Source organism: Zooshikella ganghwensis (assembly GCF_018263875.1).
GTDB lineage: Bacteria > Pseudomonadota > Gammaproteobacteria > Pseudomonadales > Zooshikellaceae > Zooshikella > Zooshikella ganghwensis.
Genome location: NZ_JAEVHG010000025.1, coordinates 1 through 26296, shown reverse-complemented (window position 1 = coordinate 26296; position 26296 = coordinate 1). Strand labels below are relative to the sequence as shown.

Here is a 26296-nt window from a genome sequence, read left to right as displayed (position 1 = left end):
AGGCAACCAAATGGTTGCCTTTAGGGTTTAGCCTCCTGCACCAGGAACCTTACCGTGATCACCATCCGTCAAACCAATACTTTGACCAGTCTTAAGCATCACTGTACCAATAGCACCTAGAACCGCACCGCCTAAAATAGGCACAAATATTTGCTTACCTTCAATCTGGCTACGATCACCTTCGCGCCCTTTACGAATCCAGTTCCAGCCACCATAACCAGCACAGCAAAAGCCACCAGCTGCAAACATTTTTCCTACATCACCTTTAATATCACTTGCTTGCGTGCCAAATTTATCAGTCATATCTGCAAGACCATCGGCATATAGCGCTGCAGGCAAAAATAACGTTCCTAAGAAAGTAACTGCCGCACTGGAGACCATTAATATACGCTGAAAGCGGTTAAATGAAGCCGCTTGAGCCAAACAATCAGCCGCTTTCATTTGGGCAGATATATGAGCTTTTCTTCCTATATTTGTTATTAAATTAATTGGGTTCTTGACTTTATTAACCATCTACTTGTTTCCTAAATTACCAAACTAGACCAAACGTCTGCCTAAACGACTCAATCATAGGAACTATGTTAATTAACGCAGAACTAAACAACATAACTCCAAGACCTCGCCATGCCTGATCTCCCGATTGAGAGCTATCCCCAACTTGAGCATTTTTAAACATTAAAAGTCCTTTGAAGAAATAAAAGCCCCCAAAAACACTCGCAATCGTTAAAACCGCTCCAAGTGCTGCAGATAGTTGCCCTAATCCCGCAGCACCTGAATAACTCAATGCGCCATAAACTGTTTGACCACTGCCATACGAATTCCAAAAGTTATTTATAAACACTGATAAATTCGCCATTAATGCAGCAGATATCATTAAACCAATAGCTTCTTTTGCAGAAATCATAGGAGCACCAGGGAACCTATTGGCCCTAATTACGCGCATGACAGTTGTTCCTGAAAACCAAATGCCACACAAGCCGCCAAGTGCCCATAGCAAAGGCCAAAAGGAAGTGAATTGCTCCCCAGCCTTTGTCACCATTGTAGCCAGATCCATCTATAACCTTCTTACCTTATAACCCCAGATGAAGTAATAACTTGCCTGCGATTTGGATCAATTTTTATAATCCTAAATCCATCAATGACATCTCCAACATGTACAACATATGTTCGATCATCATTTTGTATCCATGCTTGACCATTAAAGACCGTATTCAGCGAGTACTTTCTGATATTATTGCTATGTCTAACTGGTTTTGATCTGACAGATTTAGGTTTAGCTGTATTTTTTTTAACAACAGACCATCTTGCTGAATTACTAGCAACTTTTCGCGGCTTTGGCTTTGCTTTAGAGTTGGATACTGACTTTTCTTTCGTATCTACCAAGCACGTATTTAATGCAGTTTCTTTCTCAGAAAGCTGTAATTCTAAACCCGCTACCTTCTCTGAAAGCTCCTCTCCTTCTGCCCTTAAGCTCATGAGTTCCTTTTCTAACTCTTTTACCCTTACATCATTATCATCCTTTAAGTTTGTGCTATAAGAGTCATTAGTAGTGCTATTTTCAGGAATTTTTGCGGTCTTAATATCTAAGGTTTCATGATTGTTTGGCTTTAAAAAATCATATGATTCTTCTTCTTTGCTTTTTTTATCTTCAGTGCTAAGTACTACTTGTTCTTTTGTCTCCAAATATGAAAACAACTTAGGGCCAAATATCCATCCAGCACTTAACAAAGCCGCCAGTATCGTAAAGTGAATACCTGTAATTGCAGGTTTTTTCGTTTCTTCACTTTCTTCTGGCCTATTTTTATTAACTAAGCCTTCATCTTTAGCAGGAACTATTTCTTCTTTGAAAATATCATCATTATCTTCATCAAAAAATTTATCTGACATCCTGTTTTCCTTACCTTAGAGCTGGCTGTTGCTGGTAATAATGCTGGCTATTCGGTTGAGGCTGAATGGGGTAAACACCACTAGGTAGCTGCCCTTGGTTTATATACTGTGGTTGAATATTTTGTACTGGCTGCCCTTGTATCTGCTGATACTGTGGCTGGTAATAAGGCTGCTGTTGAGGTGGAGCAGCTAAATTATACCCATTAGAATTAGGTTGATACTGGACAGAAGGAAGGGAGTGATTTTGCTGATCATTTGCCCTTACTTCATCCGTTGATAGAACAGGTCCATAAAACTGAATGCCTACTGTTTCGTTTTTTGGCACTAATACCTGTCTGATAGGCATTCTTGCAGCATCTTGACGCATCACACTGGCTGTTTGACTACCTAAACCACCAACAAACGCCCCTGTTATTTGCTTTCCTGAAGGATTTCCATCTCTTGATTGGACAATAACACCATCGGATACACTTGTTGTTGTACCAGACTCTTCATATATCTGCCCTGCCTTACTTATACCTTGAGCGATAGCTGGCAGTATTATCCGTGAAAAGTAACGATTATTAACTTCACCCGAAAGAGATGTCCTTCCTGAATGTTGATCAACTAGCTTAGCCTTTATCTTGTAAGATTTTCCTTTCCACTGCATCCATAAAAGATTTACATCTACTGTTTTGGTAAGCAGCTTGTATCCTTCCGAATAAACCCGCATACCTGCATACTTACCACTTGTAACGACAACTGATACTCCTGAATTTTCATCGGTATCTATGTCCGTTTCCAAAGTACCAGGGATAAGCGCAAAATCCTCTACAATTTTTTCAGCAGGGATACCTTGTTGCCCTGGTCCTGCATTATTACCCCCAGCAAAATTGACAGGCATTAATGAAGAAGCATAGCCCTTTTCTTCAGTCACTGTTGCAGCACTATGACTCGTTGCTTGCCAGTTATTCATGACAGTCTGAGTAATGATGCTATCTAACTGGGCTACATCAGCCTCATAATTTACCGGTTGCTGCTGTTGTTGTTGTGGTACCTCTATATATCTATATACAACTTGTGGCTGATTATTTTGAACGTTCTCATCTTCAGCGAGAGGTTTATCTTTTGTTCTTGCAGAAAGCACGCTTAAATAACTATCACCACTATTTTCTGCTATGTCTGCTTTGTTTTTGTTGTACTCATTTAATGTCTTTTTATAATGCTCAGACTCTTGAGAGTTACTTGAACTTGTATTCCCTAGTCCCGATATATGCGAAGGTGTTTCAGGCTTATCTGTTAAGTAACTGATGCCTAAATAGGCTACAGCAAACACCAATCCCATAGCAGCTACTAAAACTGCTTTCGAGTGTCTGGATGCATCATTTTGAGTTGTATCATTCTGTATTTCACTCATAGCATCCTCCTTATTGTTCAATGTTCAGAAGAAGAACGATTGAATTACTCATATCAGATAAATTGATGTAAGGTGTTAGCGGCATACTGTAAACCTTTGTGCCATCGCTTGAGGCTAAGGTTTCATCAAAGCCAGACTGCAAACTTAGGCGGGTTCTCAAAAAAAGCTTATCTTTTAATTGCCAAATTTGTACTTTTTCTGATGGGTATTGATCTTTTGGCTGCCATTTTACGGGTTTTGCATTAGCTGGTTTTATCCCATCTAAAAATGATTGCAGTGTGTCGTTATATAGATTTATTTTACTTTCGCTATAAATAGGAGCCTTAGCAAATGGCCCTCTACCAGGAATTCTGAGATCTTTTCTAAAATCAACAACGCGTAGTTTTTTATTGTTATCCGCCTCACCTGTAACTAGTTTTATTACAACAGGTGTAGCTAAACCTTTTAACAATACTGTTAAGTTACCGTCTTGATAGGACGTTAATGCAGACACAATGACTGTAGGTGAATCCTTTAACCACTCAACAGAGAATAATTTATTATTTCCACCTGAAACTCTAGGTGCTGCAGCTAGAGGCCAAGGGGCACCTGTCGAGTCAATAAATACAAGCGAACTCATTTCTCCAGGTAAAGTACGTAAAATAGGAATAGCAGCGCCTGGTGATAGATCAACTGACTCTCCACTTATTCTTGGGACTGAACGTACAGGCTCATAAGAATTAGCTTTACGTGTAGACTCTAAAAGATTACGTAACTCTTTTAGTTGCTCAGGTGTAAATGGAGCCATGTGTGATTTCGCTCGATCATACCCGTTTGGTGGCACCAAAGGAGGCAGTTTTGCTACACCATTCTGTCCAGGGTTTTGTCCTGCAGCTTGGGGCTGTTGGGACTGCGCATTATATTGATAATATCTACCATTAGGATCTGGATAGTTGTTTGTTGTATAGTTCGTATTGCCATTAAAGCCAGGAGGTGGTGGAAAATTAGGTGATTGAACCCACTCCTTTTGAGCACTTTGAGTGTCTTTCGTTTTTTTCTCATCACTAGTCTCTTCTGCTACAACTAGGGAAACAGCGCTGAGGTTAAGACAAATAAATAGTGCCAACTTACGTATACTCATACTGATTCCTATTTTGGTTTAGTGATGATTTGTCCAACACTTATTCCTCCCACGGACTCTAATGTAGAGACTCGCTCAACCCTCACATGTGCAACAAACTTCTGTGGTGTAAGCTGTTTTGATTGTCCTGCAACTTTAACTTCAATCGGTATTTCAATAATCCAGACATATACTCCATTCACTAGACCCTCTTTACTTACAACACCTGTAGAGCTAGTGATAGTAATATTCATTAAATCTTTTTCTAAATATTTAATGTACTTACCTTTTTCTAAAGCATCTAAATATTGTTTGAATCCACTTTTTGTATATAGTGGACGCACATCTTCTAACTGTTGACGCCAGTTTAAAAAGTCTAATGAAAAGGATCTGTTAATAGTATCTTTTGCATATTGAATAATGCCTGATACCTTTCGATAAGGTCTATTTAAGGGAACTAGTTGCGTATATCTACCATTATCTGCAGCAAAATATTGACGTTCTCTATGAATCGCAAACCAACCAAAAACACAATTTGCACTCACCGAAACCAATAGAACCGATGCCAAAATAATATTTAGTTTTACTGCAGCTGTTGTAACCTTAGCTACTCTCTTTCTTTCCTCATTAGCTTTAGCTGCCGGATCTACTGTATTTACCGTTTGAGTTAATACATTTCGAACCTCATCCAGAACTTCTTCACGAGTAGATAAAATTTTTAACTGTTTTGATTCACCATCAACCTGCATTCTTTAACTCCTTTTCTATTTTGTATACTACGCAATATACAAAACCAATTCAACCATGATCATAACAAATTTTGAAAGATGCACACCTTATTTGTATTGCAGCTTGACGGTTTTTTTGAGGGTTTAAAGCGGAGTGTAATATTATCATTTACTTAACTATTTCGTCAGACATTAACTCACACTACAAACAGGAATCAGTGCACATATTTAAGACATATGTTGCATTTATGGTTGAACATCATATTTGCTACTTTAAACAAAGTTTTTATGTGACTTACAACAAACTAAAATACAGTTTTTGTATAGTTATTAATCAAATTATATAGAACATGATCACTTTAACACTGTATTAATATACAGCTTTGTTTACAGACACAAGAATAAGGTTGAAACTGTTTTATAAAAACACTTGACTTGGCGTATTGCCAATCCTATATTTGTAAGCATACAACACATCAAGAATGAGAAAGTTTTAGTTTTTTAATTGGATGGAGTGAGATATGTCCATATCTGTACAAGAGCTTCAAGTAGGAAAGCCAATAGATAATCTGCTCATAATCCAAAAAAAATTAGGTTACAACCGAAAAGACTTCCTGCCTATTTTCAGGGATCAAGGAAGTATTACAAAAATCTTTAAAGGAGAGCGAGGCTTATCGATGGAGCATATAGTCAGGCTTCGCCATCAATTCGATATTCCTTATGAATACTGGATTGATGAAGAAAAAGTTTTAGGTAGAAAGGAAAAACCCAGCTAAGAAGCTGGGTTCAAGAAATCGGCCCTGCCTAGTCGCCAAACTTACCAGGGCTTGATGATACCAAAGTTCGACTAACTTTGAGCAATCACAGTTGATATTATACTTGATGATACAAATTTTGCTAGTGTCAAAATAATTACAAGCAAGCTATCATACTAAACAACTGTTTGATTGCTCTAAATGCCAGAAGTTTAAGGCTTTATAAGAATGAGCAATACAAATACATCAGTTACATTCGCCTTCGAAAACTATGTACAGTTCCCACCCAGCCTAAGAGATGTCACTGGCTCAGTTAACTCTGCCATTCTCTTAGCAAAAATGCTGTTTTGGTCCAATAACCCCACAGCTCAATCTCGAAACGGATGGTTCTACAAAACATTCCGTGAGTGGGAAGTTGAGACTTCTTTGACTCGACAGGAACAAAGAACAGCTCGCAAAACACTATGCAAGCAAAATCTAATATTTGAAGAAACGGCAGCAGTTAAGCTCTTTGGTAAGGCCCCAAACAAAGCAACTTGGTATCAAGTCAATAAAGATGTTTTAAACCAAAAGTTAATTGGTTTATTACAAGACAAGGGTATTGAGCTACAAGTTGATCCGTCATCCGTTATTTTTGAAGAGTATATACAGTTTCCACCACTTCTGAGGCATATCACTAACTCAGTTAACTCTGCCATTCTCTTAGCAAAAATGCTGTTTTGGTCCAATAACCCCACAGCTCAATCTCGAAACGGATGGTTCTACAAAACGTTCCGTGAGTGGGAAGTTGAGACTTCTTTAAATCGAAAAGAGCAAGCCAAAGCCCGTGACATTCTAAAATCTTTATCACTCATATCTGAAAACTCCATTACGAAACCTAAGCGCACAACCTGGTACCAGATTAATAGATCAACTCTATCGGCGTTAATTAACAAAGAATTAGAGTCTAAAAAGAATGAGCACTCAGTCATTCATTGTTCATTAGAGCAGTCGTTACACAAAGATCAATTATTCGAAAGAAAAGTGCCCAAATTAGCTGACAGCTCAGTAAATTCAATGAATGGTTGCTCAGGGTCATTACCCAAAAATGGCTACAGCCCACTAAAATCAGTGAATGGTTGCTCAGGGACATCCACGAATGGTTGCTCAGGGTCATTACCCGAAAATGGCTACAGCCCACTAAAATCAGTGAATGGTTGCTCAGGGTCATTACTCGAAAATGGCTACAGCCCACTAAAATCAGTGAATGGTTGCTCAGGGTCATTCACGAATGGTTGCTCAGGGACATTACCTCCTCTACAGGCTACGGCTGACGAGGGCTGTAGCGCACCCCAAAAAGACATTTATAACAATATAAATACAACTACTACTAATGAGAGTACAAATATTGATCAGTATGGAAAATTAAAAGATGAATTTATTGAAAACTACATTGAAGAAAACAAACACACAGCAATTGATGCGCTCTATGTAAAAGCTCTTGTTGTTGACTACGAAACTCATGCAAAAAGTAAAAGCAAGCAATCAACACTTGCTGGAATGCTGAAATATGTCGAAACAGGTATGAAATATCGGCTTGCTGATAATCAGAGGCAAGAAAAGAAAACTAAAGCGTTAGATGAAGCTACTAACACTAAAAATATGAAGAAAAACTCTCGTAGTCAGTATGAATCAACTCCTGAAGAACTTACAGATTATAGCTGGGCTGATAAATTCAGATTTGAAAGTGTAGACGTAGAGTTAGATAGCTAGGGTGCCTTGTCCAGGTGGTGCTGGACAAGGCTGTTGTCGACTCAATGCAGTTGCGCTGCACGGACCAGAGTAACAACATCATTATTGTAAACTATGATGTTTTATCTAACCAGCGCAACTGCATTGAGCATTTCAATCCAAATGGAGAAATGAACAATGCATATATCAACATTAACTGCCAATCACCTTGGAGCTTTTTTTTGTAGAGCTTGCTCTTTAGCGTTGTCTGCAGCTTTTGCATACAGTTTTACTGAAAATGCTGGATTAATTGCTATCGTACTTGCTTTAACTTTTATTCTTGTTACAGAGATTGCACGCATTGAGTCGTATAAAAAGATTGTGCTCAAACATGCAACACTCGTAGATAGCGCTATATTCGCGGTGACGCTACTTATCAGCATTATAACTGTGACTGGTACGATTAATAGCTTATCGTTGAATACAGAGGCTCAGGGAAGCTTAGACAGCTATAAACGATCAGTGCTTGAGAGTGAAATTAAACAGTTAAACATAGATATCAATGAGTTGAACCGAGAAATCGCTTTTTACACAAAGCGTAGTGAAATCAGGATGCAAGTTAATCCGAGGAAAGAAACACGGGCAGTAAAACAAGCTAGGCTTGAATCAAAGCAAGCTGAGCTGATTAAGCTAGTTGAAAAGTCAACAGTAGATACAGAAGCAAGTTCCGCTGCCACTGATGCCGTCGTATCTTTATTTTCACTACTCAAAATTAATGTAGATCCAGTGAAAATCAATACAGTTGGTGTGATCGCCGCTGGATTATTTTTTGATCTACTAGCACTTGTTTTTGTGGGTTGGATTACTAGAGAAAAAAGTTTAATAAATAATCATAAATATGAAGCTGAATTACAGTCTGAAAGTAAAAGAGATGGTAGCAACCTAACCCAAAAAACAGTATCTAACATCACCCAACCTTACCCTATAAATTATAGTTTTGCGGATCTTACTCTAAATTTCACCCAGCCACAGCACAATAGTATCAAGGTGGGTAATAAACAGGGTGAGGTTTTTTCTGGTGAGAGTGAGATTCAGGGTAAGGTTTTTTTGGGTGAGAGTGAGAAAGAAATTAAAGCAAAGAGTAAGAAAAAACAAGAATCGAGTGAGATTGAACAACTAGTAGCACAAGCTTCAGAATTGATTAATAATAGAACAGTTGTAAGTGGTTTTAGAACTAACCTAAGAAGAGCGCTGAAGGTTAAAGAATCAACAGCAAAAGCCATTGTTGATATTTTGAGTGAGCGTGGTGTTCTTCTTAGCTATGAAACAGAAAATGGTCAAACTCGGCATAGATTACCAGAAACGCAGTTATCTCTTGTGGTTTGCAATTGATGGGCTGAAGGAAAAGAAGGGGAAAACCACAATTTGTAGTTTTAGAATTAAAAAATAAATATTGACCGCCCCATTGGGGTGGTTTATAATAGCTTCATCTGGTCGGGCATTCCGTCATGACCTTTAAGCGGGAATTATCCATGTTAAGTGAAGCTCAAAAATCTGTAATTAATGAAGCAGTGTCTATTCTCAGTGACTTGTATAAACGTGAAGATTTGCTTGTTGAAAGCCCATCAGACGTTAAAACATTCTGTCGCCTCCAGATAGGACATTTGGAGCATGAAGTTTTTGGTATTCTCTTCTTAGATAACCGACATAGGTTGATCAAGTTTAGCCAACTTTTCCGTGGGACGATCAATGTAACTTCAGTTTACCCGAGAGAGGTAGTTAAAGAGGCACTAATAGTTAATGCTGCTGCTGTCGTATTTACACATAACCATCCATCTGGTGATTGTGAGCCTTCAAGAGCTGATAAAGGTATCACTAAGTGCTTATTTGATGCTTTGGATCTCTTTGACATCAGAGTTCTTGATCATATTGTCGTTTCATGTAAAGACAGTTACAGCTTTTCTGAACACGGCTTGCTGTAATTAAATGGGGCATATTGCCCCTTTAATAGTTTGAGGTAAAAAAATGAGTGAAAAATCTCCTGTATATCAGGCAAATAGCTTGCCTCAAAATCTTCAGGCATTTAAAAATCGCCCATGTTGCTTGCCTTTTTCAGATGAGAATTATCTATCACCTACGGCTGCTGAGGTTGGGCAACTGATAAAGCTTGCAGGCTGGTCTCAGAGGCAAACAGCGATACTAGTGGGTGTGAGTTGGTCAAAGAAAGGCTCAACTACAGTAAGAAAGTGGAAAACGCCTGAAGGAAACGATGAGCATAGGAAAATACCTTACTCAGCTTGGAGGTTATTATTAATTTATGCAGGTGTGGTCGATGTCACTAGTGATTTAACAAATATTCAAGGATAAGAGAAAGTTAGAATACTAATTATAGGTATATTTTCGATGGTTAAGAAGTATCTGTGTGTTTTATCACTGTTATTAACGTCATGCGTGGCTGTTAATGTGCCACTTAACTATGATTTAAATACTAAGCCTAACTATGGATTAGCTGTATTTTCTGTCTCATCAAATGGCCATATTGGTAATTATTCTATTTTTTTGCATGGAAAATCATACGCCTCTGAACGAGTTACTGATGAATTATCATTATGGACAAATGATAATCCATTAGATTGGAGCAACCCATATTATATAGGAAGGTTAGTAGCTTTAGAGTTACCTGCTGGTAATTATGAATTATGGAGTTTTTACCAGTATGCTTATAATTATACATTAAGGGGTGATTTTTCTGTACCGTTTGAAGTTAAAGCAAATAAAGCTGTGTACTTTGGAGACTTAAATATATTATTCGATCGTCATAATAGTAAGTACACTGTACGTATTATAGATAACTCCAAGCGTGATTTACCTTTATTTTTCAAGCGGTATAAAAATATTTCAAAAGAGGATTTAGAAATATTAATATCAAATACACAAGAACCTGATTGATTGTATATAATATATCGAGTTCTCAAGGCCGGCAAACGATAAGCCAAAAAAATTTAATAACACACGTTTTGAAAGTACACAGTGAATTCGAAGATAGAATTATAAATACTTAAAAGATTTAACAATTAGAAAGTAAACTTGATAGTAATTAAAAAAACAGCCGATTTAGGCTGTTTTTTTTGCCTAAATAAAAATAAATAACTTGCAAGTAAAACCATAATGGGTTTAATATATAAATTCAAGACTGGGGAATTACCACCACCACCACCTCAATCTTGTAGTTATCATTGAGAACTAAGGTAAGAAAATGAGCAAAATTCAAGTTAAATACATTGTACTTATTCGTTTAGAAGGCGGAAAAAACAGCTTAAATGAAAAGGTTACGTCATACAGTGACGCAAACAGAACACTAAGAAAGTGGAAAGAGACTGCACCAACTAATAAAAAGGACTTTCATCAATGTAAATTTACTGTAGTTTTTGAAGATAATGAAGAATATGAAGATACAATTGAATTAAGAAATATCAATGAATTTGATATCAATCTCAGATTATACATTAGACAGTATTTAGAAGTATTTATTAATAATGATAAGGCATATCAAGTAAAACTGAGGTTAGGAAAGTATAACTCAACAATCAAAGAGTTTATAGAAAAGTACGATATTTAATTGGCTGATATTTGACATCTTCCCCGTTTTGAAAAACGGGGATACCCGCCCTGCTAACCCTCACACATATAAAAAACTTGAAAAATATACCAATATGGATATTATATATAATATACTGGATTGGGAGGTTAACAACACCGCAAACTAACTCATTGAAAGTCAACGTAAAAATATAAGCTAAGGTGTTAAGCGTATTTGATGGAGTGCCGAGTTCAGGACCACCTCCCTCCCCCGGCGCGTATCATTGAGAATACGTTTAATATTATAGTGTTGTGAGGGTGTATATGTCTATAGAGATAGAGAAAATTAAGGGGAAAGTGCGGCAATATGGGGACAGTTGTTTTATCACTATTCCGGTTAAACTAAGAAGACAGTATGAGATTGATATTGGCGATTATATTGAGTTTGACCCACAACCCGATAAATTACATATGTATACTGTTAAAAATATTGCGAAAGAGAAAGGATATCAAAAATCTAACATTGAAAGAAGTGATGTTGATATAGTTCGTTATTGGCGGCAACTCTATGAACTTGATGGTAAAAAGGTTAGTGATGCAGTAGAGCATCTGAATGATACATTGGGTAAAAAGTTTACAACCAGCAGGTTTTCAGACTGGCAAACGGGAAAGAGATCACTATCCATAGATGTTGTTAAATACTTAGCGGAGTATATTCTGCCAGAATTATTGCAAGATGAAGGGTATGAGAAAGAAGTAGCTAAAGATATTTCTAGTATAGTTGTACAGATATTTGGAAGACCAGAGTGAGAATAACTTTATGAATGTCTTCAAGTTCGTAATCTAGCCAACCCTCTATATGGCGGTTCACACAGAGATGTCCCTATACAACAAGTTACGTAATCTCTAAGCCGCCTACATGGCGGTTCACGTGCTACAGCACCACTGCTTGCTGTGTAATATTCTCTAAGCCGCCTAGATGGCGGTTCACCTATGGACATGGGAGTTTTTGTCAGCTTTTTATCTCTAAGCCGCCTAGATGGCGGTTCACGCGCCCTAGTCGGTGCAAAAAAACCACCTTCATTTCTAAGCCGCCTAGATGGCGGTTCACACAGACAGTACTTGCCGTAGAATGCTTGTTGATTTCTAAGCCGCCTAGATGGCGGTTCACGGGTCGGGAAAAGCACTCTAGCCCGCGCTATTTTTCTAAGCCGCCTAGATGGCGGTTCACGTGACATCCTCGTCTATTTTTGTTTTTCCTCGTTTCTAAGCCGCCTAGATGGCGGTTCACAAAACGCTCGCCAGGCACGCTCTCGGCGTTAATTTCTAAGCCGCCTAGATGGCGGTTCACTTGCTTGATTGCTGGTCCCGCTCTAAAGCGAATTTCTAAGCCGCCTAGATGGCGGTTCACTATAGATCAAACTATGTAAAGTCTGATTGTTAAAGAGCTGTAGCGTAATATATGATCGTTGACCCTTTTTCTCGCTCCTACGCTAACATATTGATTTATAAGCGTGTAAAAGTGGCTTCCAAAAAAGGGTCAATGTGCTCGACTCAAAGGTCAGGTAATACAGTCACCTGCTCTGTTGTTGATAGCCCAAAGTTACACGTATTGATTTCACCAAGCTGCCCCTCTTCTACAGGCATTTTCTCAACCGATACGCAATAAACTTGCTGATTGGACTGACTGTGTAACACAAAACGGGGCAGGTTGTGTTCAAATGCATAAGCTAATCGCTGGATACGGTTTTTTCTCCCTCTGGGGGGAACACGGTAGCGACGGTAAACACACCAAGGGCCAGCATAATCCTGTGCGACAGGAACAGGCATTTTAAAGTCACATAAAGGTCCTACGGGATCATTGGCAAGGTTTAACGCCACTAATGACTCAAGCTGTTTGGCAAATACCCGAAATATTCCCCGCGCATTTCGTTGTCCATAATTCGGCAATGCCAGCGCATAGGTCTTTGGGGCATCTTTAAAGCGTGCATTCAGAGCATAAAAAACCCGCGCAGGTGAATCCCTGTTAGGTGTATAGGGGATGGTGATGTCAGCATAAAACATAAGAATTATTCTCCGCTGTACACTCCACCCCGGATTAAGGATGCAATCATAAACATACCATTCGGCGAATCAGGATCTAATTCATCGATTTGCTGAATAATCTCAAATGCACTGGCTTTTTTAATCCTAAACCGCTCCTGTAATTCAAGGCTGACACCCTGCGGTTCAATCGCAATAGGACGTTGAATGCTTTCATAATCAGGATACCAGGTATCAATGGTACGAATGGCATTTGCCACTTTATCATCCCGTAATGCAGCCTGACCCATTTTTCGGGTTGCCTGAAAATGCATGACATCCTCTACAGTACGAACAGGCTCCTCAGCACCTACTGCGTAAAGTGGGCGAGCAAAGCCTTTGGGTTTATTCGAGGTATACAGTTGCGAAGGGTACACTTGTACACCTGGCATGCCAAAGTCTAACAATGCCGTGACCCGAAACCGATCTGTTGCGTAGCCTTGTAGATTTGCTACAAACAGTTCCGCTAACGCTAACTCATCAGCGGTGTAATCAGTAAAGCCTTTACGGGATAACGCCACTGCATCAAATGAAAGGCCATGCTCTGTTTCATCATTTTTAACCACGGTAATGGTTGCGGTACTGGCAAGGGTTAAATTACGCCATAACCACCGCCCATTCGTACAGTTGCGTACATAACGCAGCACCACTTCTTTTAAACCATGGGAATCTTTGGCACGGGTTAAAAAGGCATCATACGTCGCACGAAATTTTTTTACCGTATCTTTTTCTTTATCTTTTTTACCTTTAGCACAAGCAAAAAGTGAGTTAGCTAAATCAAAAAATTTAATATCAAAAACCACTTTCATTTTTTCCGCAGCGGGATCTAATTTTGCGGTATCGGTAATTTGAATATTGGAAAATTCTTTTTCAGTGGCTTTATTGACATTTTGGGTACCACGAATACCATGGCGAATCACCCAAACAGGTTTTTCCTGTTGATGAGGTAAGACACTGTAAAATTGCGCATCGGTTGCATATAGGCTGCGTTGAAATGCTAATACACCTGCTGTTTTAACCGCCATTTTATGAATACTCCACCTGATGAATTAAAAATGTTTTTTCATCTGCCCAGTGACCGGCTAAATACGGTAAAGGCTCTGCCATTCTTTGCCGTAACGGTACATACTGGTAAAGGCCGAGGATAGGCTCGACAAACGCGTGAGGATAATCGTGGTCATATAAACGGGTCCCTTCACGATCCTCTGGGGAAGAGAGCGTTCGGTACCCAGTACTGGTTGCAAATAACCAGGGGATGGATTGATTACCGAGTGCAGAAATCAGACTAGGCACGGGCTGATCAGGGTTGATGAGGTCTTTGCGCTCAACCACAAAGTAACCCGTATGGATATGTTCAGCCAAGGCTGCTTCATCGTCCAGTAATACAATATCCTGATAACGTACAACAGGCCCACCGGCTAGCCTTGCGTTATGCATAAACTGTTTGATCAGTGGTAAAGCGTCTACTGGAGGAATATCACAATGAATTAATAGGCTGAGGGTAACAGCCGCCTCTATATGGGGTTGGATGGATAAGGATAAACCATTTTTTGGATAATCTTTACCATTAATCCAGCTGGCACTACGACAAAAGCCAGGTGCCATCGTGTCGTAGTTAAAGAAGCGTTCACCACGTACACGACTATCATGGTGGATTACCACAAAGCGATCCAATGTTTCATCCAGCTTGCGCTGCAGGGCGTGCACAAAACCGTATATCGCGGTAAGCGGCGTTGTGTTGACAACCACACCACCGGATAACGCATTTAAACGAGAGACATGCAGCTGCTTAATTAAAATCATTGGCTGCCTCCCATTAATACGTGTTTTACACCATGCTCAATTGCCTCAGATAATTCTGTGTCCAAGCCCATACGCTCGCCGTTTTTCAGGGAGTAATGTGCTAAACGCTGAACAATAAATGCTGAAGTTTCATTCACCCAAGCCATATCACGCTGCTTAGGATGAAAAAAACCTTGCTCAACGTTAGGTCGTGTTGCGACACAGCGTTTTCCCTCAGGAAGATCTGACATAGAATCAACCACAGGGGCAACCAGAGTGACTAAGTGATTGGCAAGCCACATAAAGTAGCGACCCACTTTATGACCCCATTGCTGTAAACACATCACTTGTTGTGCATTTAACGGACGCTTTTGACATTGTGCAACCTCTGCTGCTAATGGTTCGGCCACACTTTCTGGTATACCACCTTGCTGCGCATAAGGAATAAACGGTGAGTCAAACCCACGATAATAAATGGATAATGCCTCTTTAATTGACGGCTGAGAGGAGGGAGCAGGGCAATACAATGTGCGTGTAACAGCCCGAAATAATGAGGTGACATTTTGTGCATTGGCACCGCCATAAGGCGTTTCTGCCAATACTATTTTTCGAAAAACTGGCGTTTCACCTTTTTTTAACGTGCTACGTTCCTGCTTTGCCTCCTCGTTATGCTGATCAATCGCATTGCGTAATGATTGAATCACGGTTAAAGGGGGTAAAGGTGTTGCGACAACATATGCGTTGTCTTTTGGTAAATAAATTTGGCGAAGCCTTGGGTTCAGTGCTTCATCACTCAAAACAGCACTGTGTTCCGTCACTTCTTCATAAACGGATTTAAATAACTCGATTTGTGCTGGATCAATATCCGCGACGTGTCCAGCCTCAATGGCTCTTAACTGTTTGGCGTAAGGACCTTCTACAGCCGCATTACCAGTACAATCGATAATTAACGGTTCACCCGCTGCTAATAAGGAAGAAGTACAAATATACGGCATTTTCGCCTGATCATGGCGACTGACTCTAACACCGGTAGAACTGATATTACTATTAACAAGCTTGGCGGAGTGAGAGGCGAAACATTCAGAAAAAATAGACAACAATTCATCCCTGTTTCGCGCAACCCACTCGCCATTAAAAGGCTCCGGATTGCTCTCTTTCGACATAATTTGTCCTACTGTTCTAAGGCACTACGATGGCTTAGAAAAGTATCAGAATATTCTTATTATTTAAATTTATTTATTTCCTTTCACAGAATTAATTAAACAATCCGCTATTAATACGGTACCTTTTACATGAATTAATGTGTGCACATTATAAGTAGAAACAGCGTGTATTAGGAAAAAAATGTACCATCAAAAAGTAGTTAATTGTATACAGCAATTGGCGTATATTGCAGGCAAAACACATGACTTAGGAAAATACGGCCAGTGGTTTGCGGCAATGTTGGAGTCAGTCATTACTCAACAAGGCAAGCCCACGATTAGAGATCCTTACCAACACAGCTGGGTTTCAGCCAAGCTCCTGGAGCAGCTGGGAAGTAAAGGGACTATTGATGTAAAAGCACTGAATACTGCTGATAATACCTTGTGCACCCAGCCATTAGATAATGGCGTATCAGCACTTAACATAATTGTCGCCACCCATCACTTTTTACTAGGCCCTACAAAAGCAATCGCTTTTGATGATCAAGCACACCGTCGTTCTCATGAACCCATTACCCCGTTCAGCCTGGTCGATGACATTGACTGGCAGCCTTACCAGCAATTACTGGACGAGGCTCACAGGCTGACATTAAGTGACAAGGGGCGTTGGTTTTATCCGATGGTGTTAGCCCGTGCCGCGATGATCCTGGCGGATCATCGTGTTTCCGCGCAACACATGGCAATGACAGGCACATCAGCTTACGCCAATACCATGCAACAAGCTGGCGAAATTCGGTATAACCAAACACTTGATTTCCACCTTCAAGCCGTCGCTGATGCCACAAAACATACTACAGCGGCTTTATTTAATGAGGCATTACCTAGCTTGCCTGATAGCAGTATGCAGCGGTTAAAGGAAAGGTTACCTGGCGAATCACCTTATGCCTGGCAAAATACACTGCAAGCCGTAGGTGCACACGAAGGTCCATTACTGATACTCAACACAGCACCCACGGGGGCCGGAAAAACCATCGCCAATGTTAAGTTACTGGCAGCGCTCCGGCCTAACGGGTTACGTGTCAGTTATTGCCTTGGTCTACGTAGTTTAACACTGCAATCAGGGTATGCCCTGGGTAAATATTTAGGTTTAAACCAGGAGACATTAGCGGTCGTAATAGGTGACAAGCCCACACTACAAGTATTTGCGCATAATCACCCCGCCTGGCATGAAAAGAAAGAGGAAGAACAACCACAGGTATTTTTTGATACCGTCAGTCAAGCCAAACTACCTTCAGAGCTAGCGTTTAGCTTTCCTGAAGCTCAGCATGGCTTTTTAGCCGCACCGTTTTTGGTGTCTACCGTTGATTATTTAATCGCGGCCAGCCAACCAGGGAGACAAGGCCATCATGTCGTAGCGCTTGCACGACTGATGCACAGTGATTTAATCCTTGATGAGATAGACCAATACAACGTATCAGCTTTTCCAGCACTCCTGCTGTTGGTCAAAACAGCAGCTGCATTAGGACGTCATGTGGTGTGTTCCAGTGCAACATTACCGCCTTACCAGGCCAACGCGTTGAAAGATGCCTGGCAAGCGGGACTAGCCCACTATACCGCGTTAAAACAGTCTGTAACGGCAAGTGTTGCGGTGGTTCATTCAGCATTTCCCCCTCAGTTGCTACCAACAGAGCAATTGCCTCAAGCCTACTGCCAGCTTATGACAGAGCATGCTCAAGCCAACCATGTGACCAAGTGTGCTCAAGTTTTGCCATTGGCAAAAGGTACAGATGCGGAACACTACTTTGAGACAATTTATACAGGATTTGACGCATTACACTGCCATCATCATGAGTATATACAGGGTAAGCGTGTTTCCTTTGGGTTGGTGCGTGTAGCCAGGGTGAAAACCGCTGCCTTACTCACGCATTACCTGGCGCGTCATTGCGATACAAAGACAACCCATATCGTCTGTTATACGGCACAAGATACCCTTGCCGCACGTGCTTACAAAGAATCTGTATTAGATCGTGTGTTGAACCGACAGCACGGAAAACAACTAGATCACCCTGAGGTATTAAAACGAATTGAATGTAGTCCAGGCTCAGATGTGATGTTTATTGTGGTTGCCTCTCCTGTTGAAGAGGTAGGTCGTGACCATGACTTCGACTGGGCGATTATCGAACCGACCTCACTGCATAGTATTATTCAGACGGCAGGCCGTGTGAATCGTCATCGTTTATATGAGGTTTGCCATCCCAATATTTTTATAATGGATATCGGGTTTCATGGGTATACGGCTCCTGATGCCAAAACCTATTATGCTTATCCTGGTTTAGAAACAGAACGAAACCGGTACACTGATCCACGCATGAGTGTGTTGTTAGAGGTTGGCTACACACCGTTTGAGCTGGATGCCCGATTACGTTTTGGTTCTACTCAGGGCATGACCACTATGGCGAAGAATGAGCAGAAAATGCTGCAAAGTCAGCTGGATAAACCCGTAAAGCTCATTACGCAACCCAAATATGAACGACACTTATTAACACGGGGTTTTTATCAGCAATATCCGCTGCGAGAGCCTACAGAAAGTCAAACACTGGCGGTGCAACTAAAGCCGTCTGTATTGTCAAACATACCTATCTTTGATGCCCCTGTGAAAGTTCAGCTGGAAACACTGCCGATTGACTTATGGCTTGCTTCATCATGGGAAGCACAACAACATTATTGCCAGAAAATGGGCTTAACAGAAGCACAGGGCATGACAGCCGTCTTACACAGCCAAAAAGATAAAACGCTGCATTATTGTATAGGAATAGGGTTTTATTATGTCTGAAAATAATCTACCAGGTAACGCCCAAAATACGTCTGAAAGGTTAGCGCGTTATGAAACTGCACAGGAAATCCTGGGACTGTTAATCGCTATGCGTGCCGAATGGATACATGAGGAACAGAAAACAACCCATAATCCAAACCACACTAGGATTGATCAGTGGATAGCAGAGAGCAGCCAATATAGAAAGGAATTACATAATTTACGCATTAATGATCACAATAAAATAGATTTTATAATTAATGAGTATGGCCCTATTGTTAAAGCATATATGTCATCAGATGACCTAACGATAAATAAAGAAGTTGAGCCAAATGTAGGTTTAAGCCAACAACACACTCTCTCTTCTCATCAGACAAACTACGTGTTAGCGATGAGTCGCCTCTTTACAAGAGGCATACACTACTTTGGTGATGAAGCTGTATTTTTAAGTTGGCTGGTGACAGAGCACGAGGCTTTCAATGGAAAACCTTATGATCTGCTCACTACACTGCCTGGTATAGAGCGGGTCTACGAAACGCTAAGTCGCATGAAATATGGTGATTTAGCGTGACACGTACTTCCAGTGAAAGACCGTACTAGCGGTATTTTGTAGTGTGTTTGCTTGCTCATTCATGCGTGATATTGAGTTTTACTGGAAGCTTAAGTGACCATGCGACTTCCAATAATTGGTCAATACTGGGCGCATCGAACTTTTCATTAACTAAATAAGCTACCAGTTGATCACTGATATTAAACTGCTTTTTTAAATCACTTGAGGTTAATTTTTTATCTTTAATTTCCTGATTAATGGCGATCATCAGCTTGGATTTAATTTTGAGCTTTTTGGCTTCAATGGGGGGAAAATCCAATGCATCCCAAACACTATCAAAACGCTGAGTTGTGGTTACTGCTTTTGGGGCATCGTCCAGCTTATATTCTTTCTGTAATTCAAATGGGGCAGGTTTATTTTTATTGCTCATGTTGCCACCTTAAACAAAAAGTCCAAACATCATTATAGTTAGCATCCTGGCTCTGGCTATTTCTGGGAATAAATGAAGTTACATTCTAAGCCGCCTACATGGCGGTTCACCGTCAGCTAAATAATCACTAAAATCAGCAAGTTTTCTAAGCCGCCTAGATGGCGGTTCACTGGGGGTTAAGTAGTCATTATTTCGATTTGTTTCTCTAAGCCGCCTAGATGGCGGTTCACTTTCATCCATTACAGAGGCTGAATTGCGGCATTCTCTAAGCCGCCTAGATGGCGGTTCACTATAGGAAAAACGTTGTAAAGCTTGATTGTTAAAGAGCTGTAGCGTAATGGATGGTCGTTAACTTCTTTTCTAGGCCATTCGCTAACTCATTGATTTATAAGTATGTAAAAGTTGTCTCGAAAAAGAAGGTTAATGCGTTGTGCTTTACTCGCACATAATAGTAATCAAACGATCATCCAGGCAAGAACGCATAAACTGATTCATAGGACCTTGATCACCAGACTGATAAAAGTCCAACATTAACTGGTTAAACTCCAGCTTTCGTTTAACTGGAAGGTTAATTGCGGGGTAACCAGCATTGAGTAATATACCGTTCATCATGAGCCGTCCCATCCGTTTATTCACACCATAGAAAAACCGATGACGCGCCATGGTTAGGAATACAAAAATCGCTTGGTCATAGATGTCGTCTATCCCTTTGGCACCCGCTACCATTTTATCAAACAGGCAAGGTAGTTCACTGGCTTGGGGAGGCATGTAATCAGTACCCGCAATGGTGACTCCTCCAGAACGGAATTGACCCCACTCTATGGCTTCTTCTTTCCCTGCAATGCCATGCAACCAACAAGCATAGTCAGCGTTCAATTTAAACGTCCCTTGCTGTATTGAGTGAAACAAGTGCCGCCACGCATTACCCTGGTTTACTGCAATTTGCTGATCACTGAGTTTATAACCACCAACGGTAATACCCTCTAACAGTGTTTGGATCTCTGGGAACGTGAAGTGAATACCTTCCAGTGCTACAGCATCATGTACAAACACTGCAATTTCACGTTTTGCCAGCATTAATGCTTTATTTTTGTTGGGCGTAATATGCCAGTGTTTATCTGTTGCCATACGATTATTTTCTTTTATTCAAAGCGAGCAAAATGTGAGTAAACGCTGTGATAGTAGATAGTGTGTACAGTCTACTTTAAAAATGCTCACGTCAGTGGCCTGAATTTGGTTAATATAGAAAGTACTTGTTCCACACGGAACATAAAGCAGTTACTGTACAAGTTCAGTAAATAAATTATTGATGGTTTTCATGGGAAGAAACAGAGATAACTCATCATAAACCATAAAGCCACACTTCTCATAAAGTGACAAAAGCGCTTCAGTCTTGGCATCCACAATCACTGCAGCACTACCCACCGATTTAGCCACCACCAGTGAGCGCATTAACGCGTCAATAATCAGCACTTTACCCAACCCTTTACCATGCTCAGACAGTTCCACGGCTAACCGGTTGATTCGAATACAGGGTACGGCAAGCAAGCCCTTGTACTTTTTCATAAACGCAGCTGGCAGTTTACAGGTATCTACTTCGCAAGGCCCAATACTGTAAAAGCCACGAATGAAGTTTCGCTGTTCTCGACGGGTGAGTACAAAAGTTTGCGATAAGTACTTGAGACCATGCTGGTTTGCTGTTCGTTGCAGATAATGGTTAAGATCTTCATTGCCGCAATCAAAAGCCTGCCGATCATGAATATGGGTGTCTAATGCCATTGTTTTAAAGGGTAAATCAGCCATTAAGCATCTGACCCTAAGAACTGCTTCAACGCATCTTTTAAATAGTCATTAGGTTCTGGAGGGTTTTCCAGTGCCTCAAAAAAACGCTGAGCTTGCTCCTCATTGGGGTACAGTCTTTTTTCAGCTTCAATGAGTGCTCGTGCTCTATCAAGCGCGGCTTCCGCCACAAAAGAGTTGATCGAGGTAGCGCCTGATAAAGGTAAGGCTGAATCAATCAGCTTGCGCTGTGTTTCATCGAGTGTGGTGGTAATGCGTGACATGATCTCGTCTCCGGAAACATATACGTGTCAATATAGCACACTTATTATTAGCGTGTCATTTTAACACGCACAAAGTAATTGGCAATCTCGACTAGGTCCTGCGCCTGCACGCGAAATCCTTTGCTATTAATGGCCTACAGCCGGTTTGTCGTCATTTTTCACTATATTAGAGCTTTTGCACTTAGTAATACGTATTACCGTTTTTGATAGTATACTACTCCTACAACCCAAAAATAGCCGATAACTATAATTATCGGAACTTTTTTCGAGGGGGTTGGGTATTCTGGGGCGGGGTAGGAGCACTAAGGGCATAAGTAGTTGTTAAAACAATCTAATCAGCTAAATAGTAAGCTAATTGTTACCTCAGCAATTCTTTAGCTAATGAAATATAAAGTCCATAAATCAAAAAAACAAAAAATATAAATAATTAACCCAACAATAAATAAAATAAATAATTATAAAAATATGAACTACAACCACCCAACAACACAGGATTTTCCAATGAGCAAGAAAAAGAATCAACATGAGGATCGGCAGGGATTCTGACCAAATTGGCCAGAATCACCTATAAGTATCTGTTTTTAATGAAAAATGTGCCTGAAATTATTGGTAGCTTTTGAGGGCTTTTTGCTATTTATCAATGATCAAAAAGCAAACAACAAGCCTGTTGACCAATATCCATAGGCATTATCAGGCACTTAATGTACAATTCATACTGGAAGTTTAAGTTGTAAATAAGGAATAAATTTTGTACTTAAATAGGATGCTTTTTAAGCTTTTTTTACCCTCATTTTTGTTATTAGTTCTCTCACTAGCTGTTTTTAGCTTCTTATACTATTTGATACCAAGTTCATTCACTAACCATCAGTTATTGATTCCACTTGCAGAGAAGTCTAAAAGTGTCGCTCCTTGGGCAGGAATGATAGTTTTTATTTTTGCAGCACTATCAGCGATACAAAGTACTATCCAGTTGATTTCCTGGGCCAAGGGAAAAACCTACAACTGTAACAAGTGTAGAGGCATCACTAAGTTAGTTGATGGTCGCTATGGGCTTTACAATAAATGTATAGCTTGCGGAAATACCCTATCTATCAACAAAAAATATTAGCGGAACATTATCATGATAAGCATGGATCAGTACAAAGGTTGCTTTCTAGGACTTGCTATAGGTGATGCATTTGGTGCTCCCTACGAGGGAGGCCCACTAGAAAGATTGCTTTGGAAAGCAATAGGTAAAACAAAAGATGGAAAACTGAGATACACTGACGATACTCAGATGGCTATTGATTTAGCAAAGTCATTTCTCTACAACAGCACAATCAACCAAGACCATTTAGCTCACACCTTTGCCGAAAGCTATCAATGGTCAAGAGGTTATGGCCCTTCAACCTCACAACTTTTAAAGCTCATAAAAAGGGGAGTTCACTGGAAGGAAATCAACAAAAAAAAATTTAAAACTGGGTCATTTGGAAATGGTGCAGCAATGAGAGCTCCCATATTAGCAATGTGCTTCCCTTCCAATACTCACGAATTATTGAACAGTGTTATTAGAAGCGCTGAAATTACTCATGCACACCCACTAGGAATTGAAGGTGCTAAATTAATAGCACTTGCAACCCAAATAGCGTTTCAAAAATTCAGCAACGAAGCAATCTTGGAATATTTGTTTCGCCAATGCGACTCAAAAGATTATAAAAGTAAAATTACTTTTTGCGCTGAAGCTTTAAAGCAATCCGACATAAAACTCAGAAAAATTATAAGTAATTTAGGCAATGGAATAGCAGCACCACAATCATGCGTTACAGCCATTTACTTTTCGTTAAAATTTAGGAACCAGGAATTTGATTCAATGCTAGACCAAGTAATCAAACTCGGTGGGGATACTGATACAATTAGCTCTATGGCTGGTGCAATTTGGGGAGCGTTTAACGGAAGCTTATCTATTAAAAATAAGGCTAAAGCCGTTGAACGTAGCAACGAAATAATCAAATTTGCTGAAAAGCTATTTATCAAACAGGAGGGTCAACCAGGGTTCTAACTTATATACAGCTAAATATAATCTAGTATCCCAGCGAACCCTCAACCAACATCATTAGTTTTTTTTAGTTTTATACCAAGCGAAAACAATACAAGTCATATAAGATAAAACTATCAGACCTGCACCTACAAAAGCTATACCAAGCGATCCTAAACCAAATATATAAAAATCGTTTTTAACAAAAGCATAGACGACAACCAACAACCAAAACACTACTTCAATAGGCATCATTGATATACGTCTTTGAGAGCTACCACTCTTTTCCATACGAACAAGAAGTAGTGGAACTAAAAAGTTCCATGCTACTTTTAGAAGAAAAAGAATTGTTATCATGTAAAAAAGTAAATCCACTTAATACCTCAGATACCTCTGACCAAATAAAGCACCTTTTAAACCATCAAGCCCAGGGCCAAGTCCTACCCTAGACCTTAAAACCTGTCCCGTAACTGGAGTAAAAGCGCTTTGACCAGCGCCCCAAGAGAAAGAAAAAGGCCTCACAGTCATTTGTGGTCCCCACAAACCAGTTCTTATAAAGTTCCACCTGGTAGCTCCTCCTATCATTACCCAACGACCCGCTGCTAAATCTGCAGTCTGACCTGCTGCAGCCCATGAAGTAACAGTGACATAGCTACTTCGGAATAATAACAAGCCTTTTGCAATTGGAGCTAGGCATGCTATTGCACAAACATTTCCTACAGCTCCAGTTGCTCTAGGGTTAACTAACAAGCCTGACTCATGATCAAAGTCATAAGCAGTTAACCCATCTGAGCTTACTAGTCCACCATAACTAGCAACCTCTACAGATACTAGATCACCGTTTTCATTGTAATACTCACCACCAACTGGGGAATAGCCTCCTATATCAGGATCAGAGTTCCTTTGTGCTCTATTATACGAAGGCTGCTGTACTCTACCAAAATTTTCCCTCCTCAAAGGAGTCATCATACGCCTATTTTGAAGATCACTGCCATCAGTGGTATTCGACTCACCACGACCTATTTGGTTGTAGTGGTTCATGACATCATTAGCGATTTGTTCTCCGTAGTTCAATTCTTTCTGAGGCTGGTACTCTGCTCTAAGCGGAGTAATATAGCTATTATCAGCAGGCCCATTTTCAGAACCACCATTGTTATAAGCCTCAATGGGTGCTCCTGATTGAGGGCTACTCCCCCAGATATTGCTCAACCAATTTGTAAAATCCTCCCATAAAAATCCAGTCGGATCTGAACCATTTAATGGGTTATTTAAGCCGTAACTATAACGGTTATAGCTTTGTAAGTTGCTTTCAAACTGAATAAACGGATCCGCACTTAAAAACCGCCCCACATTCGGATCATAAACGCGGCCATTCATGTGGATTAAGCCCACACCATCTAGGTGCTCGTGGTCGGTAAAGCCACGTTTGGTAATGGTGCTGGTGATTTGCGTAAAATCAATTGCGGCTTGCCAGTCGGTCTGACGGCGTTTACCCCAGGGATCATAGCTGAAGCGTTCTATAACTTGGCCGTTTTGATCCGTAATGGCCGTGATTGAGCTTAAGTGATCCCGATGGAAGTAGTTGGTTTTTGTGCCATCTTCTGTGCCAGCATTTTCGGTTTTGGTGATAATCGCCACTTCACCGATGTAATGCTTGTGCTGTATTTTGCCGGTATCACTGACCACCTTTTCATAAATACCGGATTGGTAGTAGGTTGTGGAGGTACCGGTAGGGCCTTGGTCAATCCGGCGTACCCGTTTTTGATCTGGTCCGTATACCAAGTCGATTTGATGATCGCCACGAATGATCTGATCGGGTTTATCAAAGGCGGTATAGCGCACGGTACGGCCATTACCACTGGTCATGTTGCCGTTGGCATCGTAGCAGTAGGTAGCATTTTGGCTGCCGGTGGTTTTGGTTAACGCATGGGGACCGGCTTGTTGGCTACCACACTTGTCTGCGTACTGGTAATCACCGACATCGGATTTATGGGTAATATTGCCCAATGCATCGTACTGCACACTGGTGGTTAAGGTGTTGCTACTGAGTTTGGCGGTCACTTCCGTTAAACGGTTCAGTTGATCATAAGCAAACGTCTCGTGGATCTTCTGTCGTTTATCTTCCCGCTGAGTGAGATTACCTAACGCGTCGTAGGCAAAGTGCAGGTCTTCAATTTGCGTGGTACTGCTGATATACGCGCCACTGTCTTGCAAACGTCCGGTTTTGGCATCAAACACCCGTAGCGTTGTCGCACCATTACCGTACT

Annotated in this window: 27 protein-coding genes and 1 CRISPR repeat array; of the genes, 11 read left to right on the top strand and 16 right to left on the bottom strand. The window is 40.5% G+C overall.

All coding sequences use genetic code 11. The features are described from left to right. Nucleotides 1–27 precede the first annotated feature (27 nt). Genes KHS79_RS22995 through KHS79_RS22970 form a run of 6 tightly spaced genes read right to left on the bottom strand, consistent with a single transcriptional unit; the run spans nucleotide 28 to nucleotide 5131 of the window. Nucleotides 28–513 (bottom strand): DUF6750 family protein, encoded by a 486-nt coding sequence (locus tag KHS79_RS22995; protein ID WP_212722438.1) that lies wholly within the window; start codon nucleotides 511–513, stop codon nucleotides 28–30. A gap of 16 nt (nucleotides 514–529) precedes the next feature. Continuing rightward, nucleotides 530–1039 (bottom strand): conjugal transfer protein TraQ, encoded by a 510-nt coding sequence (gene traQ, locus KHS79_RS22990; RefSeq protein ID WP_233468566.1) that lies wholly within the window; start codon nucleotides 1037–1039, stop codon nucleotides 530–532. 26 nt (nucleotides 1040–1065) lie between these two features. After that, on the bottom strand, nucleotides 1066–1887 hold the full coding sequence (locus tag KHS79_RS22985) for a hypothetical protein (protein ID WP_212722433.1): 822 nt from the start codon (nucleotides 1885–1887) through the stop codon (nucleotides 1066–1068). Nucleotides 1888–1897: 10 nt separating this feature from the next. After that, the gene (gene traO / locus KHS79_RS22980; RefSeq protein WP_212722430.1) at nucleotides 1898–3283 is read right to left on the bottom strand and encodes a conjugal transfer protein TraO; all 1386 of its coding nucleotides are present in this window, start codon (nucleotides 3281–3283) and stop codon (nucleotides 1898–1900) included. Between the two features lie 10 nt (nucleotides 3284–3293). Next, the gene (locus KHS79_RS22975; protein ID WP_212722427.1) at nucleotides 3294–4403 is read right to left on the bottom strand and encodes a DotH/IcmK family type IV secretion protein; all 1110 of its coding nucleotides are present in this window, start codon (nucleotides 4401–4403) and stop codon (nucleotides 3294–3296) included. An 8-nt stretch (nucleotides 4404–4411) separates the two neighbouring features. After that, nucleotides 4412–5131 carry a DotI/IcmL family type IV secretion protein gene (locus KHS79_RS22970; protein WP_212722423.1) on the bottom strand — a complete coding sequence of 240 codons (720 nt, stop codon included), beginning with the start codon at nucleotides 5129–5131 and terminating at the stop codon, nucleotides 4412–4414. 500 nt (nucleotides 5132–5631) lie between these two features. Here KHS79_RS22970 and KHS79_RS22965 point away from each other — a divergent pair, with 500 nt between their 5' ends. From KHS79_RS22965 to KHS79_RS22930, 8 genes are all read left to right on the top strand, one after another. Next, complete coding sequence (locus KHS79_RS22965; protein WP_212722421.1) at nucleotides 5632–5886, top strand: hypothetical protein; 255 nt, start codon at nucleotides 5632–5634, stop codon at nucleotides 5884–5886. 207 nt (nucleotides 5887–6093) lie between these two features. Next, nucleotides 6094–7617, top strand: a complete 1524-nt coding sequence (locus tag KHS79_RS22960; RefSeq protein WP_212722419.1) for a hypothetical protein — start codon at nucleotides 6094–6096, stop codon at nucleotides 7615–7617. Between the two features lie 156 nt (nucleotides 7618–7773). Continuing rightward, nucleotides 7774–8967 (top strand): hypothetical protein, encoded by a 1194-nt coding sequence (locus KHS79_RS22955; protein ID WP_212722417.1) that lies wholly within the window; start codon nucleotides 7774–7776, stop codon nucleotides 8965–8967. Between the two features lie 116 nt (nucleotides 8968–9083). Beyond that, complete coding sequence (radC, locus tag KHS79_RS22950; protein ID WP_212722415.1) at nucleotides 9084–9557, top strand: RadC family protein; 474 nt, start codon at nucleotides 9084–9086, stop codon at nucleotides 9555–9557. A 43-nt stretch (nucleotides 9558–9600) separates the two neighbouring features. Beyond that, a complete protein-coding gene (locus tag KHS79_RS22945) occupies nucleotides 9601–9942 on the top strand; it encodes a helix-turn-helix domain-containing protein (RefSeq protein WP_212722412.1) in 342 nt (113 codons plus the stop codon). Nucleotides 9943–9978: 36 nt separating this feature from the next. Continuing rightward, nucleotides 9979–10524, top strand: a complete 546-nt coding sequence (locus tag KHS79_RS22940) for a hypothetical protein (RefSeq protein ID WP_212722409.1) — start codon at nucleotides 9979–9981, stop codon at nucleotides 10522–10524. A 307-nt stretch (nucleotides 10525–10831) separates the two neighbouring features. Then, on the top strand, nucleotides 10832–11194 hold the full coding sequence (locus tag KHS79_RS22935) for a hypothetical protein (protein WP_212722407.1): 363 nt from the start codon (nucleotides 10832–10834) through the stop codon (nucleotides 11192–11194). Nucleotides 11195–11478: 284 nt separating this feature from the next. Beyond that, nucleotides 11479–11964 carry an AbrB/MazE/SpoVT family DNA-binding domain-containing protein gene (locus tag KHS79_RS22930; protein WP_212722405.1) on the top strand — a complete coding sequence of 162 codons (486 nt, stop codon included), beginning with the start codon at nucleotides 11479–11481 and terminating at the stop codon, nucleotides 11962–11964. A gap of 93 nt (nucleotides 11965–12057) precedes the next feature. Next, nucleotides 12058–12565: a CRISPR direct-repeat array (repeat unit 28 nt; unit sequence TTTCTAAGCCGCCTAGATGGCGGTTCAC). Between the two features lie 143 nt (nucleotides 12566–12708). Here KHS79_RS22930 and KHS79_RS22925 read toward each other — a convergent pair. Genes KHS79_RS22925 through KHS79_RS22910 form a run of 4 tightly spaced genes read right to left on the bottom strand, consistent with a single transcriptional unit; the run spans nucleotide 12709 to nucleotide 16181 of the window. Next, nucleotides 12709–13218 carry a type I-F CRISPR-associated endoribonuclease Cas6/Csy4 gene (locus KHS79_RS22925; RefSeq protein ID WP_212722403.1) on the bottom strand — a complete coding sequence of 170 codons (510 nt, stop codon included), beginning with the start codon at nucleotides 13216–13218 and terminating at the stop codon, nucleotides 12709–12711. Nucleotides 13219–13223: 5 nt separating this feature from the next. Beyond that, entirely contained in the window at nucleotides 13224–14261 is a 1038-nt protein-coding gene (gene csy3 / locus KHS79_RS22920; protein ID WP_212722401.1) for a type I-F CRISPR-associated protein Csy3, read from the bottom strand. Between the two features lies 1 nt (nucleotide 14262). Beyond that, on the bottom strand, nucleotides 14263–15039 hold the full coding sequence (locus KHS79_RS22915; protein ID WP_212722400.1) for a type I-F CRISPR-associated protein Csy2: 777 nt from the start codon (nucleotides 15037–15039) through the stop codon (nucleotides 14263–14265). After that, nucleotides 15036–16181 (bottom strand): type I-F CRISPR-associated protein Csy1, encoded by a 1146-nt coding sequence (locus KHS79_RS22910; RefSeq protein WP_212722399.1) that lies wholly within the window; start codon nucleotides 16179–16181, stop codon nucleotides 15036–15038. Before KHS79_RS22910 ends, KHS79_RS22915 begins: the two co-directional genes overlap by 4 nt. A 181-nt stretch (nucleotides 16182–16362) precedes the next feature. On the opposite strand from KHS79_RS22910, the gene KHS79_RS22905 reads away from it, so the two are divergent. Together KHS79_RS22905 and KHS79_RS22900 are read left to right on the top strand one after the other, a co-directional pair. Beyond that, complete coding sequence (locus tag KHS79_RS22905) at nucleotides 16363–18993, top strand: P-loop NTPase family protein (RefSeq protein ID WP_212722398.1); 2631 nt, start codon at nucleotides 16363–16365, stop codon at nucleotides 18991–18993. Beyond that, the gene (locus KHS79_RS22900; protein WP_212722397.1) at nucleotides 18986–19543 is read left to right on the top strand and encodes an MbcA/ParS/Xre antitoxin family protein; all 558 of its coding nucleotides are present in this window, start codon (nucleotides 18986–18988) and stop codon (nucleotides 19541–19543) included. Before KHS79_RS22905 ends, KHS79_RS22900 begins: the two co-directional genes overlap by 8 nt. 55 nt (nucleotides 19544–19598) lie before the next feature. Here the strand turns inward: KHS79_RS22900 and KHS79_RS22895 are convergent, their stop codons facing one another. From KHS79_RS22895 to KHS79_RS22880, 4 genes are all read right to left on the bottom strand, one after another. Beyond that, nucleotides 19599–19952 carry a helix-turn-helix domain-containing protein gene (locus KHS79_RS22895; RefSeq protein ID WP_212722396.1) on the bottom strand — a complete coding sequence of 118 codons (354 nt, stop codon included), beginning with the start codon at nucleotides 19950–19952 and terminating at the stop codon, nucleotides 19599–19601. A gap of 435 nt (nucleotides 19953–20387) precedes the next feature. Next, nucleotides 20388–21080 carry a Fic family protein gene (locus KHS79_RS22890; RefSeq protein WP_212722395.1) on the bottom strand — a complete coding sequence of 231 codons (693 nt, stop codon included), beginning with the start codon at nucleotides 21078–21080 and terminating at the stop codon, nucleotides 20388–20390. A gap of 150 nt (nucleotides 21081–21230) precedes the next feature. Next, nucleotides 21231–21755 (bottom strand): GNAT family protein, encoded by a 525-nt coding sequence (locus KHS79_RS22885; RefSeq protein WP_212722394.1) that lies wholly within the window; start codon nucleotides 21753–21755, stop codon nucleotides 21231–21233. Further along, nucleotides 21755–22015 carry a type II toxin-antitoxin system TacA family antitoxin gene (locus tag KHS79_RS22880; RefSeq protein WP_212722393.1) on the bottom strand — a complete coding sequence of 87 codons (261 nt, stop codon included), beginning with the start codon at nucleotides 22013–22015 and terminating at the stop codon, nucleotides 21755–21757. Before KHS79_RS22880 ends, KHS79_RS22885 begins: the two co-directional genes overlap by 1 nt. 1120 nt (nucleotides 22016–23135) lie before the next feature. Here KHS79_RS22880 and KHS79_RS22875 point away from each other — a divergent pair. Then, nucleotides 23136–24053 (top strand): ADP-ribosylglycohydrolase family protein, encoded by a 918-nt coding sequence (locus tag KHS79_RS22875; RefSeq protein WP_212722392.1) that lies wholly within the window; start codon nucleotides 23136–23138, stop codon nucleotides 24051–24053. A gap of 54 nt (nucleotides 24054–24107) precedes the next feature. Here the strand turns inward: KHS79_RS22875 and KHS79_RS22870 are convergent, their stop codons facing one another. Both KHS79_RS22870 and KHS79_RS22865 read right to left on the bottom strand, forming a co-directional pair. After that, nucleotides 24108–24386 carry a hypothetical protein gene (locus KHS79_RS22870; RefSeq protein ID WP_212722390.1) on the bottom strand — a complete coding sequence of 93 codons (279 nt, stop codon included), beginning with the start codon at nucleotides 24384–24386 and terminating at the stop codon, nucleotides 24108–24110. Nucleotides 24387–24404: 18 nt separating this feature from the next. Further along, on the bottom strand, nucleotides 24405–26296 hold a 1892-nt coding region (locus KHS79_RS22865; RefSeq protein ID WP_325167769.1), incomplete at its 5' end, for an RHS repeat domain-containing protein.

Bases quoted from the DNA above. Each gene is read 5' to 3' on its own strand.
- KHS79_RS22995 (WP_212722438.1), bottom strand. From the start codon at position 513: ATGGTTAATAAAGTCAAGAACCCAATTAATTTAATAACAAATATAGGA.
- KHS79_RS22890 (WP_212722395.1), bottom strand. From the start codon at position 21,080: ATGGCAACAGATAAACACTGGCATATTACGCCCAACAAAAATAAAGCA.
- KHS79_RS22965 (WP_212722421.1), top strand. From the start codon at position 5,632: ATGTCCATATCTGTACAAGAGCTTCAAGTAGGAAAGCCAATAGATAAT.
- KHS79_RS22970 (WP_212722423.1), bottom strand. From the start codon at position 5,131: ATGCAGGTTGATGGTGAATCAAAACAGTTAAAAATTTTATCTACTCGT.
- KHS79_RS22925 (WP_212722403.1), bottom strand. From the start codon at position 13,218: ATGTTTTATGCTGACATCACCATCCCCTATACACCTAACAGGGATTCA.
- KHS79_RS22870 (WP_212722390.1), bottom strand. From the start codon at position 24,386: ATGATAACAATTCTTTTTCTTCTAAAAGTAGCATGGAACTTTTTAGTT.
- KHS79_RS22880 (WP_212722393.1), bottom strand. From the start codon at position 22,015: ATGTCACGCATTACCACCACACTCGATGAAACACAGCGCAAGCTGATT.
- traQ (WP_233468566.1), bottom strand. From the start codon at position 1,039: ATGGTGACAAAGGCTGGGGAGCAATTCACTTCCTTTTGGCCTTTGCTA.
- radC (WP_212722415.1), top strand. From the start codon at position 9,084: ATGACCTTTAAGCGGGAATTATCCATGTTAAGTGAAGCTCAAAAATCT.
- traO (WP_212722430.1), bottom strand. From the start codon at position 3,283: ATGAGTGAAATACAGAATGATACAACTCAAAATGATGCATCCAGACAC.
- KHS79_RS22910 (WP_212722399.1), bottom strand. From the start codon at position 16,181: ATGTCGAAAGAGAGCAATCCGGAGCCTTTTAATGGCGAGTGGGTTGCG.
- KHS79_RS22895 (WP_212722396.1), bottom strand. From the start codon at position 19,952: ATGAGCAATAAAAATAAACCTGCCCCATTTGAATTACAGAAAGAATAT.
- KHS79_RS22975 (WP_212722427.1), bottom strand. From the start codon at position 4,403: ATGAGTATACGTAAGTTGGCACTATTTATTTGTCTTAACCTCAGCGCT.
- KHS79_RS22960 (WP_212722419.1), top strand. From the start codon at position 6,094: ATGAGCAATACAAATACATCAGTTACATTCGCCTTCGAAAACTATGTA.
- csy3 (WP_212722401.1), bottom strand. From the start codon at position 14,261: ATGGCGGTTAAAACAGCAGGTGTATTAGCATTTCAACGCAGCCTATAT.
- KHS79_RS22930 (WP_212722405.1), top strand. From the start codon at position 11,479: ATGTCTATAGAGATAGAGAAAATTAAGGGGAAAGTGCGGCAATATGGG.
- KHS79_RS22875 (WP_212722392.1), top strand. From the start codon at position 23,136: ATGATAAGCATGGATCAGTACAAAGGTTGCTTTCTAGGACTTGCTATA.
- KHS79_RS22900 (WP_212722397.1), top strand. From the start codon at position 18,986: ATGTCTGAAAATAATCTACCAGGTAACGCCCAAAATACGTCTGAAAGG.
- KHS79_RS22885 (WP_212722394.1), bottom strand. From the start codon at position 21,755: ATGGCTGATTTACCCTTTAAAACAATGGCATTAGACACCCATATTCAT.
- KHS79_RS22985 (WP_212722433.1), bottom strand. From the start codon at position 1,887: ATGTCAGATAAATTTTTTGATGAAGATAATGATGATATTTTCAAAGAA.
- KHS79_RS22915 (WP_212722400.1), bottom strand. From the start codon at position 15,039: ATGATTTTAATTAAGCAGCTGCATGTCTCTCGTTTAAATGCGTTATCC.
- KHS79_RS22905 (WP_212722398.1), top strand. From the start codon at position 16,363: ATGTACCATCAAAAAGTAGTTAATTGTATACAGCAATTGGCGTATATT.
- KHS79_RS22940 (WP_212722409.1), top strand. From the start codon at position 9,979: ATGGTTAAGAAGTATCTGTGTGTTTTATCACTGTTATTAACGTCATGC.
- KHS79_RS22945 (WP_212722412.1), top strand. From the start codon at position 9,601: ATGAGTGAAAAATCTCCTGTATATCAGGCAAATAGCTTGCCTCAAAAT.
- KHS79_RS22955 (WP_212722417.1), top strand. From the start codon at position 7,774: ATGCATATATCAACATTAACTGCCAATCACCTTGGAGCTTTTTTTTGT.
- KHS79_RS22935 (WP_212722407.1), top strand. From the start codon at position 10,832: ATGAGCAAAATTCAAGTTAAATACATTGTACTTATTCGTTTAGAAGGC.